At 59.5% G+C, this 15131-nt stretch carries 17 protein-coding genes and 2 pseudogenes; 4 read left to right on the forward strand and 15 right to left on the reverse strand.

Annotation, left to right across the window (positions count from 1 at the left end):
- Positions 1 to 64: 64 nt before the first annotated feature.
- Positions 65 to 904 (reverse strand): type II CAAX prenyl endopeptidase Rce1 family protein, encoded by an 840-nt coding sequence (locus LG374_RS02370; RefSeq protein ID WP_225756211.1) that lies wholly within the window; start codon positions 902 to 904, stop codon positions 65 to 67.
- Positions 905 to 1159: 255 nt separating this feature from the next.
- On the opposite strand from LG374_RS02370, the pseudogene LG374_RS02375 reads away from it, so the two are divergent.
- From LG374_RS02375 to araD, 3 genes and pseudogenes are all read left to right on the forward strand, one after another.
- Positions 1160 to 1243: pseudogene (locus LG374_RS02375) on the forward strand (IS5/IS1182 family transposase); the annotation flags it as partial.
- Positions 1240 to 1413, forward strand: a pseudogene (locus LG374_RS12480) (TIM barrel protein); the annotation flags it as partial. The pseudogenes LG374_RS02375 and LG374_RS12480, both read left to right, overlap by 4 nt.
- The gene (gene araD, locus LG374_RS02385) at positions 1407 to 2102 is read left to right on the forward strand and encodes an L-ribulose-5-phosphate 4-epimerase (protein ID WP_225756212.1); all 696 of its coding nucleotides are present in this window, start codon (positions 1407 to 1409) and stop codon (positions 2100 to 2102) included. The pseudogene LG374_RS12480 and the gene araD, both read left to right, overlap by 7 nt.
- 99 nt (positions 2103 to 2201) lie before the next feature.
- Here the strand turns inward: araD and LG374_RS02390 are convergent.
- The 5 genes from LG374_RS02390 to LG374_RS02410 form a co-directional block, all read right to left on the reverse strand.
- Positions 2202 to 2994 (reverse strand): IS5 family transposase gene (locus tag LG374_RS02390; RefSeq protein ID WP_225756001.1). Its coding sequence is split into 2 segments (ribosomal slippage): positions 2202 to 2729 and positions 2731 to 2994, totalling 792 coding nucleotides; the frame shifts between segments, so codons are not numbered across the junction.
- Positions 2995 to 3078: 84 nt separating this feature from the next.
- Entirely contained in the window at positions 3079 to 3828 is a 750-nt protein-coding gene (locus tag LG374_RS02395; RefSeq protein WP_225756213.1) for an amino acid ABC transporter ATP-binding protein, read from the reverse strand.
- Positions 3829 to 3839: 11 nt separating this feature from the next.
- On the reverse strand, positions 3840 to 4556 hold the full coding sequence (locus LG374_RS02400; RefSeq protein WP_370639303.1) for an amino acid ABC transporter permease: 717 nt from the start codon (positions 4554 to 4556) through the stop codon (positions 3840 to 3842).
- The gene (locus LG374_RS02405) at positions 4546 to 5331 is read right to left on the reverse strand and encodes an amino acid ABC transporter substrate-binding protein (RefSeq protein WP_225756215.1); all 786 of its coding nucleotides are present in this window, start codon (positions 5329 to 5331) and stop codon (positions 4546 to 4548) included. The genes LG374_RS02400 and LG374_RS02405 overlap by 11 nt, the downstream gene beginning before the upstream one ends.
- Before the next feature lie 147 nt (positions 5332 to 5478).
- A complete protein-coding gene (locus LG374_RS02410; protein WP_225756216.1) occupies positions 5479 to 5847 on the reverse strand; it encodes a helix-turn-helix domain-containing protein in 369 nt (122 codons plus the stop codon).
- A gap of 87 nt (positions 5848 to 5934) precedes the next feature.
- Here LG374_RS02410 and LG374_RS02415 point away from each other — a divergent pair, with 87 nt between their 5' ends.
- Positions 5935 to 6486: an NAD(P)H-dependent oxidoreductase gene (locus LG374_RS02415; RefSeq protein ID WP_225756217.1), complete on the forward strand. Its 552-nt coding sequence runs from the start codon at positions 5935 to 5937 to the stop codon at positions 6484 to 6486.
- Positions 6487 to 6849: 363 nt separating this feature from the next.
- Here LG374_RS02415 and LG374_RS02420 read toward each other — a convergent pair whose 3' ends face one another.
- The 9 genes from LG374_RS02420 to LG374_RS02460 form a co-directional block, all read right to left on the reverse strand.
- Positions 6850 to 7485: a bifunctional 4-hydroxy-2-oxoglutarate aldolase/2-dehydro-3-deoxy-phosphogluconate aldolase gene (locus LG374_RS02420; protein ID WP_225756218.1), complete on the reverse strand. Its 636-nt coding sequence runs from the start codon at positions 7483 to 7485 to the stop codon at positions 6850 to 6852.
- Between the two features lie 66 nt (positions 7486 to 7551).
- A protein-coding gene (locus LG374_RS02425; RefSeq protein ID WP_225756219.1) for an IS5 family transposase occupies positions 7552 to 8344 on the reverse strand; the annotation gives its coding sequence in 2 pieces (ribosomal slippage) (positions 7552 to 8079 and positions 8081 to 8344; 792 coding nt in all).
- Positions 8345 to 8385: 41 nt separating this feature from the next.
- Positions 8386 to 9300, reverse strand: coding sequence for a sugar kinase (locus LG374_RS02430; protein WP_225756220.1), 915 nt, complete (start codon positions 9298 to 9300; stop codon positions 8386 to 8388).
- A gap of 26 nt (positions 9301 to 9326) precedes the next feature.
- Positions 9327 to 10199, reverse strand: a complete 873-nt coding sequence (locus LG374_RS02435) for a hypothetical protein (protein ID WP_225756221.1) — start codon at positions 10197 to 10199, stop codon at positions 9327 to 9329.
- Positions 10200 to 10260: 61 nt separating this feature from the next.
- The gene (locus LG374_RS02440; protein WP_225756222.1) at positions 10261 to 11403 is read right to left on the reverse strand and encodes a DUF1176 domain-containing protein; all 1143 of its coding nucleotides are present in this window, start codon (positions 11401 to 11403) and stop codon (positions 10261 to 10263) included.
- Between the two features lie 268 nt (positions 11404 to 11671).
- A complete protein-coding gene (locus tag LG374_RS02445; RefSeq protein WP_225756223.1) occupies positions 11672 to 13255 on the reverse strand; it encodes a mannitol dehydrogenase family protein in 1584 nt (527 codons plus the stop codon).
- A 27-nt stretch (positions 13256 to 13282) separates the two neighbouring features.
- Positions 13283 to 14104, reverse strand: coding sequence for a hypothetical protein (locus tag LG374_RS02450; protein ID WP_225756224.1), 822 nt, complete (start codon positions 14102 to 14104; stop codon positions 13283 to 13285).
- 11 nt (positions 14105 to 14115) lie between these two features.
- Positions 14116 to 14286, reverse strand: coding sequence for a hypothetical protein (locus LG374_RS02455; RefSeq protein WP_225756225.1), 171 nt, complete (start codon positions 14284 to 14286; stop codon positions 14116 to 14118).
- A gap of 26 nt (positions 14287 to 14312) precedes the next feature.
- Positions 14313 to 15128 carry a hypothetical protein gene (locus LG374_RS02460; RefSeq protein WP_225756226.1) on the reverse strand — a complete coding sequence of 272 codons (816 nt, stop codon included), beginning with the start codon at positions 15126 to 15128 and terminating at the stop codon, positions 14313 to 14315.
- Between the last annotated feature and the right edge of the window lie 3 nt (positions 15129 to 15131).

Here is a 15131-nt window from a genome sequence, read left to right on the forward strand (position 1 = left end):
TCCGGAATGGCAGCGAGGGAACGCGACAAGGTTTGCGGCGATAAGCGCGGTAAAGGGGTATTTTTCACGGATTCTCCCCGCTTTGTTGGGAAAGATGACGCAAGAAAAGGGTTTTTTCTTTGCCGATAAGCCAAACGAGGATGAGGACAAAGAGGCCGGTTTGGATAATTTTGCTGTCCGGATGGGTCGCAAAGATTTCGTTACCGAGATTGGCACAGAGGTGAAAGACGACGGCAATCCAGATGTTGCGCGCGTTTTTGAGATAAAGCCAATTCATGATGAAGACGAAGCAGATCATGCTCACCATGAAGTTGACGCCGTGTTGCCAGCCTTCAGCGACGAGGTTCGCCTGGTAGTAACCTTTGATGCTGGCAAGCGGGAGGTGCCAGAGAAACCAATAGGCGAAGAAGATGAGGTTGGCAGTGATGAGGCGAAAGCGGGCGAGCAACACGTCGGTACCGTAGCTGTGCCAGGCAAGTTCTTCGAGCAAGGGCGCAAGGGCAAGCAGCAGCCACGGCGAGAAAAGGGCGCTGGTGAAGCTGGGGTGACCGGTGATGCGGAATTGCCCGGCGCTGTAACCGAAGGCAAGCGAGATAAGCTGGGCGAGAACGAGGGTAACGGGGCCGATAAACACGGCGGCGAGCAGGTAGCGCAGACGGATGGTGCGCAGGCTGAGGCGAGGTTTGAGGTCGGCGAGCAGTACCGGTTTTTGCAGGAATAGCCAAGCGGCGACGACAGTCGGCGCAGCCAAACCTATGATGCCGAGGGCACCTTGCAGGGTGGTGTGGATATCAAGACCAGGGGTGTGGCTAATATAGCCCGCTGCCAGCCAGCAGACGCAAGGGATGAGGAAGGACCAGAGGTAGAAGAAGCCGGGGCGGTCGTAGGCATTAAGATTGTTCATGGAGATACTTCCTGATTGTAAGTTCGGCGGAATTGTACGGGGTTTGCAGGTGATGGGTGTTAAGCGGTGCGGTTACCGGAGTTTGCCGCGATCGCGATTTGCCGCCGCTCTACAAAAGTTTTCCCCAATGGGGCTTTCTGCGCTAAGCGGGATAAAACCTGGGTTCGCAAGAGGACGCGTTAAAAAACAGGTGACCGCAATACTTTGCAAGCAGGGACGCCATGAAGAAAACACTTTCCGATTATTGATGCGTAGAGCGTGAAAAACACGGATATAGCCATGGGAAAAGGCTACGATGCCAGCAAGAAAGTTAGCGGTATCAAGCGGCATATATCGGTGAAGGCTGCATTGATTTCCCCGCTGTCTTTGCCACCCTGCAACGCCTGAATTATCGTGGTGCCTTCCTGATCGAAATGTGGACAGAAAAAGCCGCCGAACCTGTCGCCGAAATCATCCATGCCCGCCGCTGGATCGAAGAACAAATGCAAAAAGGAGGATTCACATGTTAGAAGCACTCAAAGCCGACGTGCTCAAAGCCAACCTCGATTTACCGCGCCACGGCCTCGTCGTCTTCACCTGGGGCAATGTCAGCGGCATTGACCGCGAAAAAGGCCTCGTCGTCATTAAACCCTCCGGCGTGGACTATGACACCATGACCGCAGACGATATGGTTGTGGTTGACCTCAAAAGCGGCAAAACCGTCGAAGGCAGCAAAAAGCCTTCCTCCGATACCCCAACCCATCTTGAACTCTACCGCCAGTTCCCTGACATCGGCGGCATTGTCCACACCCACTCACGCCATGCCACCATCTGGTCGCAGGCAGGGCGCGATTTGTCGGTGCTCGGCACCACCCACGCCGACTATTTCTATGGCCCCATCCCCGCCACCCGCCGCATGACGGCTGCGGAAATCGCGGGCGAATACGAACTCGAAACCGGCAAAGTCATCGTCGAGACCTTCCGCGAACGCGGCATTGCACCCAATGACGTGCCCGCCGTCCTCGTTCACTCGCATGGCCCCTTTGCCTGGGGCAAAGACGCACACAACGCGGTGCATAATGCCGTCGTCCTCGAAGAAATCGCCTACATGAATCTCTTTACCTACCAGGTAAACCCGAATGCACCCGATATACAGCAGGAACTGCTCGATAAACACTACCTGCGCAAACACGGTAAAAACGCCTACTACGGGCAATAAAGCGGTAGCGCGTCTGACCGGGGACCATAAAATTTGCGCCGTGGTCCGCATACTGCCCGCGTCACACCATCTCCTCGGCTTGATAGCCTAAGAGCGTGTTCATAGTCTTCGTAGCAGGACTCCCAAGAAAGCCAAAGCTACCATTTGCAGACTGGTACTCAACTTACGCTCGCAGTTTTTCCAAAGCCGTCTGTTCTTTTCCAACCAGGAAAAACTGCGCTCGACTACCCATCGCTTTGGCAATACCGCAAAGCGGTGTAATTCGTTTCGTTTGGCAATCTCTACCTCCGCACCAATCAACTCCTGTACTGACGAAGCAAATGCCTTACCCGTGTAACCACCGTCAGCAAGGATTTTTTGTACCGCCCCAAGATTATCCCGCCCACGTTCCAATGCTAGCAGGCAGCCTTTTCTATCCGTAACATCCGCCGTCGTTACCGCAAGCGCATGCGGCAAACCCTGCGTGTCAACCGCTATATGCCGCTTGATACCGCTAACCTTCTTGCCCGCATCGTAGCCTTTTTCCATGGCGGTATCCGTGTTCTTCACACTCTGCGCATCAATAATCAGGAAAGTGGTTGCTTCATGATGCCCCTGCTTGCGGCGCTCCGCAACTACCTGATTTTTTTAATGCTTCCTCAAGGATGCTGATGCCACTCTCGCGTGGCTCAGTCCATCTCTGGAAGTAGGAATGCACGGTGCGCCATTTGGGGAAATCGCCCGGCAAAGCGCGCCAGGAGCAGCCAGTGCGTTGCAGGTAGAGAATGGCACAAAAGACATCGTACAAGTCCACCTGACGTGGCGCTGTGCGTTTACGGGCACTTTCCAGCAGGGGGAGGAGAGGCGCAAATTGCTCGCGACTGATATCGCTTGGGTAGGTTTTTCTGTTCATGCCGATAGTTTACAGCAGAGGCTGAGACAATGAACACGTTCTAAGCAAGACCCCCGCTCTCGCGGGGTCTTCTTTTGCGCTACCTCAATGCGAGCGCAGGCGTTGCAGGAAGGCTTTGGTGCGCGCGTGTTGCGGGTTGTCGAAGAGTTGCTGCGGCGAGCCCTGTTCGGCGATCCGACCTTCGTCCATCACAATCACCACGTCCGCCACATCGAGGGCAAATTTGATTTCGTGGGTGACGACGACCATCGTCCACCCTTCCCCCGCCAGGGCGCGCATGGTGTCAAGCACGTCCTGTACCAGTTCCGGGTCGAGCGCCGAGGTCGGTTCGTCAAAGAGCATCAAATCCGGCTGGATGGCGAGTGCGCGGGCGATGCCTACCCGCTGCTGCTGCCCGCCGGAAAGTTGGTACGGATAGAGATCCGCCTTATCGGCCAGCCCGACTTTATCCAGCAGTTGCAGGGCTTCTTTGCGCGCCTGCGGCAGCGGTTTGCGCTGCACGTAAACCGGGCCTTCGGTCACGTTTTCTAGCGCGGTTTTGTGCGGAAAGAGGTTGTATTGCTGGAAGACCATGCCGGATTTGCGCCGCAGGGCGAGGACGGATTTTTTCGCCGCCGGATCGGCGAAATCCATGTGCAGTGGCGGTTCGCCAGCGAAGGTGATGGTGCCCTGCTCCGGCCATTCCAGGGCATTGAGGCAGCGCAGCAGCGTTGTTTTCCCCGAACCGGAAGGGCCAAGGATGACGACCACTTCGCCTTTATTGATGTCAAGATCGATGCCACGTAAGACGGTGTGCGCGCCGAAGGTTTTATGAAGATTTCTAACGCTGATCATGATTTCCCCGCTTAATGCACAACGTAGCGCGCCATGCGTTTTTCCACTTTCGCCTGAATCAGGAACAGCACCCAGCAGAAGCACCAGTAGATCATGCCCGCTTCGATGTAAATCGGCAGGAAGTCATAGGACATGTTCGCCATTTGCTGCGCGACGCGGAACATTTCCGTCACCGTGACCACGGAGGCGAGCGAAGTGTCCTTGAACAGGCCGATGAAGGTGTTACTGAGCGGCGGCACGGCGACGCGGAAAGCCTGCGGTGCGATGATGCGGCGGAAGGTCTGCATATAAGTCATGCCGACGGTATAGCCCGCCTCCCATTGCCCTTTCGGCACGGAGGCAATCGCCGCACGCACAGTTTCCGAGGCATAAGCGCCGATATTGAGGGAAAAGCCGATGATGGCGGCGGGAATCGGGTCGATAAAGATACCGATGGCGGGCAGGCCGTAGAACACCACGGAAATCTGCACCAGCATCGGCGTGCCGCGAATGATGGAGATGTAAAAGCGGACGAAAAAGAGCAAGAGGCGGTGACCGAAGCCGCGCACCGGCGTGACGCGGACAAGCGCCACCGCAACCGCTATCACCATGCCGATCAGGAAGGAAAACAGGGCGAGCGGGACGGAAACCAGCACCGCCGCCTTGACCATCGGCCAGAATGCCTCGATGACCAAAGCCGCGCGGGCTTCGGTCATGAACGGCAGCGAGAGAAGGAGACTATTTAACACTGATGTCCTTGCCGAAGAACTGTTCGCCCAGCTTTTTCAACGTGCCATCCTCGCGCAATTCGACAATCGCCGCGCTGATTTTTGCCAGCGCTTCATCGTTGCCCTTATTGGCAATCAGCCCCGCGCCCAGCTTTTCATCCGCCGGCGCTTCCCAGGCGGTTTTCAGCCCCGCATCCGGATTCTTTTTCAAATAATCCAGCAGGGCGAGGCTGTCGTTAAAAGTCAGCTCGGCACGTTTTTGCCGGATCAGGAGCAGCCCCTGCGCCATGCCGTCAATCGGCACGATTTCCGCCTGCAATTTCGTCGCCAGCTCACCGTAGTTACTGCTCAACGTTTGCGCCGCCTTGCGACCCTTCACATCTTCCAGGGATTTGATGTCGTCATTATCCGCGCGCACCAGCATCATCGCGCCCGACCAGCTATACGGCTCGGATTTGTCGAACGTCGCCTGCCGCTCCGGCGTGGTCAGCGCCACCTGATTCGCGACGAGGTCAAAACGTCCCGCTTTCAGACCCGCCAGCATCGCGTCCCACTGCGTTTCCTTGAATTCGACGGTCACGCCTAGTTTGCGGGCGATGGCGCGGGTCACTTCCACGTCATAACCGGTCAGGGTGCCGTCCGTTTCATGATAAGTAAACGGCGCATAAGTACCTTCGGTGCCGACGGTAATCGTGCCTTTCGCATTGATGCGATCCAGCAGCGAGTCGGCCGCCATCGCGGGGGAAACACCTGCCGCCCAGGCACAAGCGGCGAGTAAAGCCAGTTTTTTCAACATAGAGATTCCAGTCTGTGGGTAAAAGAAAAGGGTGGCTATTGTCGGGGAAAAAGCAGACGGTGGGAAATGGCGGAAAACGATAGCGGTATCACGACAAGTTATAAGGGCGAGCCAAGCGGGATAAACACTGGATTTGTGCCTGCCACCTCAATCCACAAATTGCCCGCGCTCTATCACCACATGATTACCCCATTGCAGCAGGGCATTGAGGGCAGGCAGCGCGCTGCGACCAAAATCCGTCAGCGCATATTCCGTTTTAAGCGGTGGTTTTTCGCCGAACACCTGCCGCGACAGCAAGCCGTCCTGTTCCAGCTGTTGCAGGCGACGGCTCAATACCGCTTCCGTCGCCCCCGGCAACAGGCGGCGCAGAACGGTGAAGCGTTGTGGACCGTCCTGCAAGTGATAGAGGATGACTGCCTTCCATTTGCCGCCGAGCAAATCCATCGCCACGCTGAGTGGGCAGGGGTAAATCTTGTCATGCAGAGCAAAGCGCTCGCTGCGGCATTCCGTCTTCATCGTTTCCACCTATGCAAAAGGATAGTTATTGAGCACCTGCAAGCGGCTTTCTACAATCCGCCGCCCGTTCATCATTCAGGAGCATTCATGGCACTCGTCATCTTAGCCCATCCCGATTTCAGCCGGTCTATTGCCAACAAGGCCGTCATCACGCGCTTGCAACACAGCGGCCTTTCGCTGGAAATCCGCGATCTGGCCGCACTGTATCCTGATTACCGCATTGACCCCACCGCCGAACAGCAGGCCTTGCTGCGCCATCACACGGTGCTTTTCCAGTTTCCGCTCTACTGGTACAACGTTCCCGCCATCCTCAAACAATACTTTGACTGCGTGCTGACCTATGGCTTCGCCTACGGCACGGGCGGTGACCAACTGCGCGGCAAAAATTTTGTCGCCAGCATCACGATCGGCGCCCCTGCTGAAGATTACCGCGCCGACGGTGCTGCGCATTTTCGCGTACAGGAATTGTGCAAACCCCTCGAACAGACCGCTTACTACACGCAGATGCGCTATGTAGACCCGTTTTATTTCCACGGCACTTCCCCCGCGCTCTATAGCGCAGACGAAATCCGGCAACGCGCGGAGCACTGCGCGCAGGAACTGGTGACGCTGTTGCAGCGGTTAGAGACTGAGAAATAACCCAAGAATCCGCCGTCGGGACAACCGGCGGATTCCTGGATAACTACCAAGCGGGATAAACACTGGATTTGTGCACCAGCGAAAAAGCCCCTCACCTGATCGGCAAGGGGCTTTTTTGTGTGCGGTTTTGTGTTGGGTTCGCCGCCAAGCGGGATAAACGCTGGGTTTGTATTCCCCCCTTCCGGCCTTCGGCCACCTTCCCGGGTACCCATGAAAAAAATGCGAGCATTTTTTTCATGGGTACCCCGTCCCCCGCAAGCGGGGGAAGGGATTTTTTCCGTACAAGGTTCGGGATTTGGCGCGCGCCAAGCGGGATAAATGCTGGGTTTGCGGGCAGCCGCCAAGCGGGACGAATGCCGGGTTCTATTCCTGCACCAGTGCCACCGCTTCTTTGCCGAGGCGTTCGACTTCCGCCCAGTTTTGCGCAGCGAGCAGGCTTTTTTCCACCATCCACGAGCCGCCGCAGGCGATGACGTTTTTGATGGCGAGGTAGTCGCGGATATTTTTTGCGTTGATGCCGCCGGTCGGCATGATTTTCAGCATGGCGTAGGGTGCGAGCAGGGCTTTGAGCATGGGGATGCCGCCGCTGGCTTCCGCTGGGAAGTATTTGACGGTATCGATGCCGTGTTCGAGCGCCGCTTCGATGGCGGTCGGGTTGTTGATGCCGGGGGTGATGGGGATGTGCATATCCTGGCAGGCTTTGACGGTGTTCGGGTTGAAACCGGGGCTGACGATGAAGTCCGCGCCCGCCTGTTGGGCGGCTTTGGCCTGGGCAGCGTTGAGGACGGTGCCGGCGGCAATCAGGATGTCCGGGTCGGCATCGCGCAGGCGGCGGATGGCTTCGGCGGCAGCGGGGGAGCGGAAGGTGATTTCGGCGACGGGGATGCCGCTTTCCCGCAGGGCGGCACCAAGCGGGACGGCGTCGGTGGCGTTATCCAGCGCAATGACGGGGACGATTTTGATGGTGCGCAGTTTTTCAGTGAGGGTGGTGATGTTCATGTGGGTTCCTTTCGGGTTGGCTATTGGGGCAGCAGGCTGAAGCCCGCCCTACGGCTTAGAACGTGTTCATAGTCTTCGTAGCAGGACTCCCAAGAAAGCCAAAGCTACCATTTGCAGACTGGTACTCAACTTACGCTCGCAGTTTTTCCAAAGCCGCCTATTCTTTTCCAACCAGGAAAAACTGCGCTCTACTACCCATCGCTTCGGCAATACTGCAAAACGGTGCAATTCGTTTCGTTTGGCAATCTCTACCTCCGCACCCATCAACTCCTGTACCGACGAAGCAAATGCTTTACCTGTGTAACCACCGTCAGCAAGGATTTTTTGTATCGCACCAAGATTATCCAGCTCGCGTTTTAATGCCAAAAGACAACCTTTTCTATCCGTAACATCCGCCGTCGTCACCGCAAGGGCATGCGGCAAACCCTGCGTGTCAACCGCTATATGCCGCTTGATACCGCTAACCTTCTTGCCCGCATCGTAGCCTTTTTCCATGGCGGTATCCGTGTTCTTCACACTCTGCGCATCAATAATCAGGAAAGTGGTTGCTTCATGGCGCCCCTGCTTGCGACGCTCCGCAACTACCTGATTTTTTTAATGCTTCCTCAAGGATGCTGATGCCACTCTCGCGTGGCTCAGTCCATCTCTGGAAGTAGGAATGCACGGTGCGCCATTTGGGGAAATCGCCCGGCAAAGCGCGCCAGGAGCAGCCAGTGCGTTGCAGGTAGAGAATGGCACAAAAGACATCGTACAAGTCCACCTGGCGTGGCGCTGTGCGTTTACGGGCACTTTCCAGCAGGGGGAGGAGAGGCGCAAATTGCTCGCGACTGATATCGCTTGGGTAGGTTTTTCTGTTCATGCCGATAGTTTACAGCAGAGGCTGAGATTATGAACACGTTCTTAGTTCAGGCGGCTGTGTTCTGCCGCGATGATGGCGCCTTTGTGCTGGATGACGCGGGCGGCGAGGCGGTTGCCATTTTTGCAGCTGGTGACGGGGTCGGCACCTTGCAGGCGCGCGGCGAGGTAGCCGGCGTTGAAGGCGTCGCCGGCGGCGGTGGTGTCCACGATGTGTTCGACGCGTTCAGCGGGGATGTGGTGGCGGGTGTCGCCCGTGGCGTAGGTCGCCCCCGCTGCGCCGTTTTTGAGGACAATTTCGCGGACGCCCGCTTGTTGCAGGCGGCGGATGGCGGCTTCCGGATTGGCGTCGCCCCACAGGGCCTGTTCGTCGTCCCAGGTCATCAGCGCCAGTTGCACGTGCGGCAGCAGGCGGGCGTAGGCGGTGCGGGTCTCGGCGGGGTCTTTCCACAGTGCCGGGCGGTAGTTGCCGTCAAAAGTGATGGGGACGCGGCTGGTGTTGAGGATATCGATAAGGTGTTCGCGGTCGGCAGGCGGCAGGATGGCGAGGCTGATTCCGCTCAGGTAGAGGTGGTCGTAGTTGGCGAGCGCGGCGGCGGTCTGCGGCCAGACAGGCTGTTGCAGCAGGTGGCGCGCGGCGCTGTTGTTGCGCCAGTAGAGGAAGGTGCGTTCGCCGTCGGCATCGAGCTGGATCAGGTAGAGGCCGGGCGAGTGCGCGGGGTCGGTATGGACGTGGCGGGTGTCGATACCGTCTGCTTCCCAGCGCACGCGCATTTCGCGGCTGAGCGGGTCGGTGCCGAGCGCGCTGATGTAGTCCACGCGCAGGGTGTCGCGGGCGGTGTTACGGGCGAGGTAGGTGGCGGTGTTCAGGGTGTCGCCGCCGTAGGTTTGTTGCATGGTGCCGAAGGGGGTGCCGTTCAGTTCGATCATGCATTCGCCGATGATTGCGATGGTTTTCATGGGTGTTGTGCTCTGGGTTGTCGGGTTCAGTGGTGGCGGCCGGTTTTTTTCGGCAGGGCGCAGTGGTATTTCTGTCCTTTGTACCCTGTGACGGGCGGGGCGGCGCAGGTGCGCGGGTTGACGGCGGGATCGCTGCGGCAGCGCTCGAGTGCATCGGCTATCGGCGCTTCGACCATTGTCTCGGCGGTACTCCATTCTTCGGGGTCGGTGTGATAGTAAGCGCCTTCGCCGTAAGCGTTGCCGCCGTAGGCGCGGCGGGCGGTGTAGATGCGCACGCCGCTGTAATCGGTGAGCCAGCCGACGGCGTAGGCGTTGCAGGTGTTGCGGTAAACGCTCGCCAGCACACAGGGTTTGCCGTCACATTCTTTCGGCATGTCTGCAACGACACTTTCAGGGTGGTCATAGTAGGTGTCGCGGAATTGGCCAATGGCGCGGATTTCGTAAGGGAGGTAGTCGCCGTTGATGGGGTCAAGCTCTTTTTCCATGTCGATCTCGGCGGGGTTGTTTTTGCCGTTGATGTCGTGTTGGTTGAGGTAGGCTTCCCAGCTGAAGGGCATTGGTTCGTGGTTGTTGTCAACGAGGGCATCGTCGCGGTACATCACCGCCAGGCCGCCGTGGTTGTCGCGCAGTCCCGTCATGTGCCACTGGATGTATTCGCCGCCCCCGGCGGGCGCGGGGGGTTGGCAGCCGTGGCCGTGGGCGTCGCCGCAGCGGGCGATGTTGCTGTGGATGTGTCCCATCAGGGCTTGTTGCTGTTGTTGTTGCTGCTGGTAGGTGGCGGCAGCGCTCTGCCGCATCATTTGCGCTGGTGTGGGGGCCTGGGCGAAGGCGGCGGGGACGGCGGCAAGACTCAGGGCGAGGAGCAACGCGGGAATGGGGCGGTTTTTTGTCGCGGTCACGCGCGCAATGCGTCCCCATCCCGAGTGGGGATGGGGAGCGCTGGTTATGCCGCTTGGCGGTTTAGTGGGCGGCTTTTTCATTGGCTTCGCGGATGTTGCTGGTGTAGTTCGGCAGGCTGTTCCAAGCGCCGCTGGGGAAGCCTTTGCCGCACAGGCCGTTGCTGTTTTTGCTCGCAAGGACGAAGTCGGTGCCGTTCCAGAGGTAGAGATCGTTGATGCCGCAGCCTTTGTCGTCTAGCTGGCGCGCGCCGAGGATTTCGCCGTAGCCGTTGTAACCGGTGCTGATCGGGCCGCCAACGGTTTTTTCGACTTTTTTGAGGTCGGCGCTGAGGATGGCAAAGAGGTAGAAGCCTTTTTCTTCGCCGTACTGGCAGATGGTTTCGGCCAGGGTTTGTTTGTCGTTCAGCGGGTAAAGGGTGATGTTTTGTCCGCGCTTGTCGGGGGCGCTGCTGCTGAAGGCGCAGTTTTTTTCTTGGCCGTAGGGTTGGAGCAGTTTCAGCAGGGCAGCGTGTTTTTTGTTCTCCGGGGTAATGGTGTCGCCACCGCTGTCTTCTTTGACGGCGGCCGCGCTGATCTCGGGCGCGGGGGCGGGTGGTGGCACGGCTTTGTCGCTTGTGCCCGGGTTGAGCAGTGCCGATGGTGTGCCGCTGCGTCCCTGGTATTCGTCCATTTTGGCGAGGATGGCAAGGTGTTCGCGGTTGCTGTATGGCGTCCAGTAGGGGGCGTTGTCGCTGCCGTCGTCCGCGATGAATTTGATGCTCGGCTCCGGGGTGCGTAGGTGGGCAAGCAGGGCGGCAGTTTGGCTGTCGCTGAGGGTGGCGATGCCTTCGTCGTCTGTCTGGATGGGGCCGTAGTCCACCGGTTTGGCGTTTTTTTGGCTCCAGTCGGTGAGTTGCAGGGTGATGCCGCCTATTTTTTGTTCTTGCCCGGCTGCGGGCAGGAGGCGCACTTGCGCTTTGACTTTGGCGTCCGCCCCGGCCTGGCGGGTGAGCAGCAGCGATACGGGCAGGAAGGTTTGGTGTTCGGTGTTGTTGTGCTGGTAGCCGGCGGCGCGGCAGGTGCCGGTGTTGTCGCAGACGAGTATCCAGTGCGGCGGCTGCATTCCGGCGCCGGTTTCGATGGGGCCGCCGTCGTAGGTGAGGCCGTCAAAGGCGTAGGCAGCGGGGGCAGCGGCAAGCATGAAGGAAAGGAGGTTTTTTTTCATGGGTGTCTCCGGTTGGGTGAGGACGGGGGCTGGGCGGCAGCGCGGGGAAATGCGTGTTTGCTCCGCTTCTGCGCATCAAGCCGTGGGGTGATCTTGGTCACGATGGGATTTTAGGGTGTTTTTGCGGCAGGCCAAGTTCACTCTGCGCTTGTGTACAGGCGGATGTTGCTGCAAGCGGCGCGGTTACGCGTTTTGTCGCTACGCGAACGCTGCAAGTCCTCAGTCCCTCCCCCGCTGGGGGAGGGTTTTTTGTCCCGCTGGGCGGCTGTTATTCCGGCAGGTATTTTTGCAGGGTGGCGCGCACGGCCCCGTTGCCGGCGAGCATGTCGCGCAGGTAGCCCTCCACTTTTTCGCCGAGGCCGACGTCGTAGAGGTTGACGCCGAAGATGTCCGCATCGCTCAACAGGGCGCGGACGTCGCCGAGGTGGGTGCTGCCGATGTGTACGTCTTTGAGTTTGCCCTGGGCTTCGGCGAGGCGCGGGTCGGGGCTGCAGGTGAAGGGTTTGCCGTTGTCGTCCACGCCAAGCAGGTAGCGGCACCAGCCGGCCAGCACCAGCGGGATGGCGGTGAGGTGGGCGGCGTTTATGCCGTGCGCCTTGATGGTGTGGCCGAAGCGGATGGCGAGTTTTTGCGAGGTGTCGGTGGCGATGCGCTGCGGGGTGTCCGGGATGTAGGGGTTGGGCAGGCGGATGTTGACGACTTCGTCGATGAATTGTTGCGGGTTCAGGATGCCGGGATCGACCACAACGGGCAGGCCTTCGCGGTAGCCGACGGCGCGCGCGAGGCGGACGAGGTCTTTGTCCTGCATTTCGGCGTGGATGCTGGTGTAGCCGAGCAGGCAGCCGTAGATGGCAAGCGCGGTGTGGATGGGGTTCAGGCAGGTGGTGACTTTCATGGTCTCGACTTTGTTTACGGTGTCGCGGTCGGTGAAGTGCACGCCTGCTTTTTCCAGCGCGGGCCGGCCATTCGGGAAGTCGTCTTCGATGACGAGGTATTCGAGTTCTTCGGCGTTGACGTAGGGCGCGGTGTAGCTGTGTTTGCCGGTTTCCAGCGGGGCGATGTCTTTAAGGCCGTCGGCGGCAAGCAGCGCGGCAACGCTGGCATCGGGGCGCGGGGTGATTTTGTCGATCATGGTCCAGGGGTAGCTGACGTGTTTGCTTTCCAGCCAGGCGACGAATTCGGGCGGGACGTGGCCGGTCTGCTGCCAGCCGTGCGCAAATTCGAGCACGGTGGCGCGCAGTTTTTCGCCGTTATGTGACATGTTGTCCATGCTAACCAGTGCCAGCGGGGCGGCGCCTTTTTGCCAGCGGGTGTAGAGCAGGGTGACGAGGTTGCCGATGTAGCTTTGCGGGCGGGCGGTGCCGTTGGCAAGGTCGTTCGCGACGGCCGGGTAGTAGTGGCCGTCCCGATCTTTGATGTGGTAGCCCTTTTCGGTGATGGTGAGGCTGACCATTTGCAGGCTGGGGTTGGCGGCGATGTCGCGCAGGCGGTCAAGGTCGTCCTGCATGGTCAGCGATTCAATAACGCTGGCGAGGATGATTTTGTCGAGGCTGCGGTCGCCTTTGAGGCGGACGTAGATGCTGAGGTTGTCGTAGGGGCGGTAGGCTTTCTGGATGATTTCGTCGTCGTAGCCTTCGGCGACGATGATGCCGGTCTCGGCGTCGCGCTGGTCAAGCAGCCGCTGTTGCAGGTTGGCCAGGAAGGCGCGGAAGATGTTGCCGGCACCGAGGTGCAGCCAGCGTGGCGCGGTGAGGGTGGCGGCGCGCACGCGCGGGATGTCATAAAGCGGCAGTTGGTAGCCGCGTTCTTGCCAGTAGGCTTTGTTGAGCAGGCCGTTGTAGGTGAGTTTCATGGTGTGTGTCCGTTGTTAAGGGTTGGGTTAGCGGAATTCGCCGAGGTTGCCCGGCAGGGCGCAGTAATATGCCTGCTCTTTGGCGGAGCGGGCAGAGCAGCTCGCCGCCAGGACAGCGGGATCGCTCTGGCAGCGGCTGAGGGCATCCGCGATAGGGGCGGCCACCATGGCACGGGCGGTATCCCAGTCTTCGGCGTCGGTGTGGCCGTGATAGCCTTTGCCGTAGGCGGTGTTGCCGTGATGCGCCTGGCGCGCGGTGTAGATGCGCACGCCGCTGTAATCGGTGAGCCAGCCGACGGCCACGGCGTTGCAGGTGTTGCGGTACACGGCGGCGGTGGTGCAGGCATCTTCCCCGCATTCTTCGCGCAGTTTGGCGTGAACGTCCGCTTCGCTGCCGGGCTGATTGCGGAAGTTTCCCGCGCTGAACACGACATACGGCAAGTAGGAGCCACTGCCGATGGGGCTGACTTCGTTCATCGCCATGCCGTCAATTTCGGCGGTTTGGTCGCGGTAGGCCTCCCAGCTGAACGGCAGTGGATTGGCGTAGTTGTCGCGGATGATGTCGTTTTTATAGGCGATGGCGATGCCGCCGTAGCTGTCTACGAGACCGGTCATCGTCCATTCGGCGGGGCGCGAGTTATCGACCGCCTGCTGCGGTTGCCGGCAGCCATAGCCGTGGGCGTCGCCGCAGTGGGTCAGGTTGTGCTGTATCTGGTTCATCAGCTGTTGCTGCTGGAATTGCTGCTGCTGGTAGGTGGCAGCAGCGCTTTGCTGCATCAGCTGCTCCGGGGTTTGCGCGCAGGCGGCGCCACCGAGCAGGGCGAGAAAGAGGCGGGAATATCGCGGCATGGTGGTACTCCTCAGGGTTGCGGGACGCTGTAACAGCCGACGTTGTATTTGCATTCGACGATGCTGTCGGCTCCGTAAAGGATTTCGCCAGGCGTAGCCTGGAAGGTGCCGCGTCCGTCGGCGCCGAGGGACTGGCAGCCGCTGAGGAGCAGCATGACGGAAAGGCAGAGGATGATTTTCATGGCGCGTGTCCGTTCTTGAGATGGGTTTAGCGGTATTCGCCGCGTTTATTCGGCAGGGCGCAGTCCTCTGCTTGATCAGGCGGCGCGGTACAGCTTGCCGTCAAGACGGCAGGATCGCTCTGGCAGCGCTTGAGGGCATCCGCAACGGAGGCTGCCACCATGGTGCGGGCGGTATCCCAGTCTTCGGCGTCCGTGTGGCCGTGCCAGCCGTGACCATAGGCAGCATTGCCGTGGTGCGCCTGACGCGCGGTGTAGATGCGCACGCCGCTGTAATCGGGCAACCAGCCGACGGCCAGGGCATTGCAGGTGTTGCGGTACACGGTGGCGACGGTGCAAGGGGCTTCCCCGCATTCTTCGCGCAGTTTGGCGCGGACGTCTGCCTCGCTGCCGGCCTGGTGACGGAAGGCGCCTGCGCTGTGCACGTTGAACGGCGAGTAGGGGCCGATGGGGCTGACTTCGTTCATCGCCATGCCGTCAAGTAAAGAGGTGTGGTCGCGATAGGCTTCCCAGCTGAACGGCTGCGGCTTGCCGTAATTGTCGCGGATGATGTCGTCGTTATAAGCGATGGCGATGCCGCCATAGCTGTCTTCAAGGCCGGTCATCGTCCATTCGGCAGGGCGCGAGTTATCGACCACTTGCTGCGGTTGCCGGCAGCCATGACCGTAGGCATCGCCGCAGCGGGCGAGGTTGTCGTAGATGTGTCCCATCAGTTGCTGCTGCTGGAATTGCTGCTGCTGGACGGCAGCGGCAGCGCTTTGCTCCATCATCTGCGTAGGCGTGAGAGCTTGAGCGCAGGCAGCGCCACCGAACAGGGCGAGAAAGAGGCAGGAATATCGCGGCATGGT

Origin of the sequence: Cardiobacterium sp. Marseille-Q4385, assembly GCF_916618745.1 — a bacterium.
Taxonomy (GTDB): domain Bacteria; phylum Pseudomonadota; class Gammaproteobacteria; order Cardiobacteriales; family Cardiobacteriaceae; genus Cardiobacterium.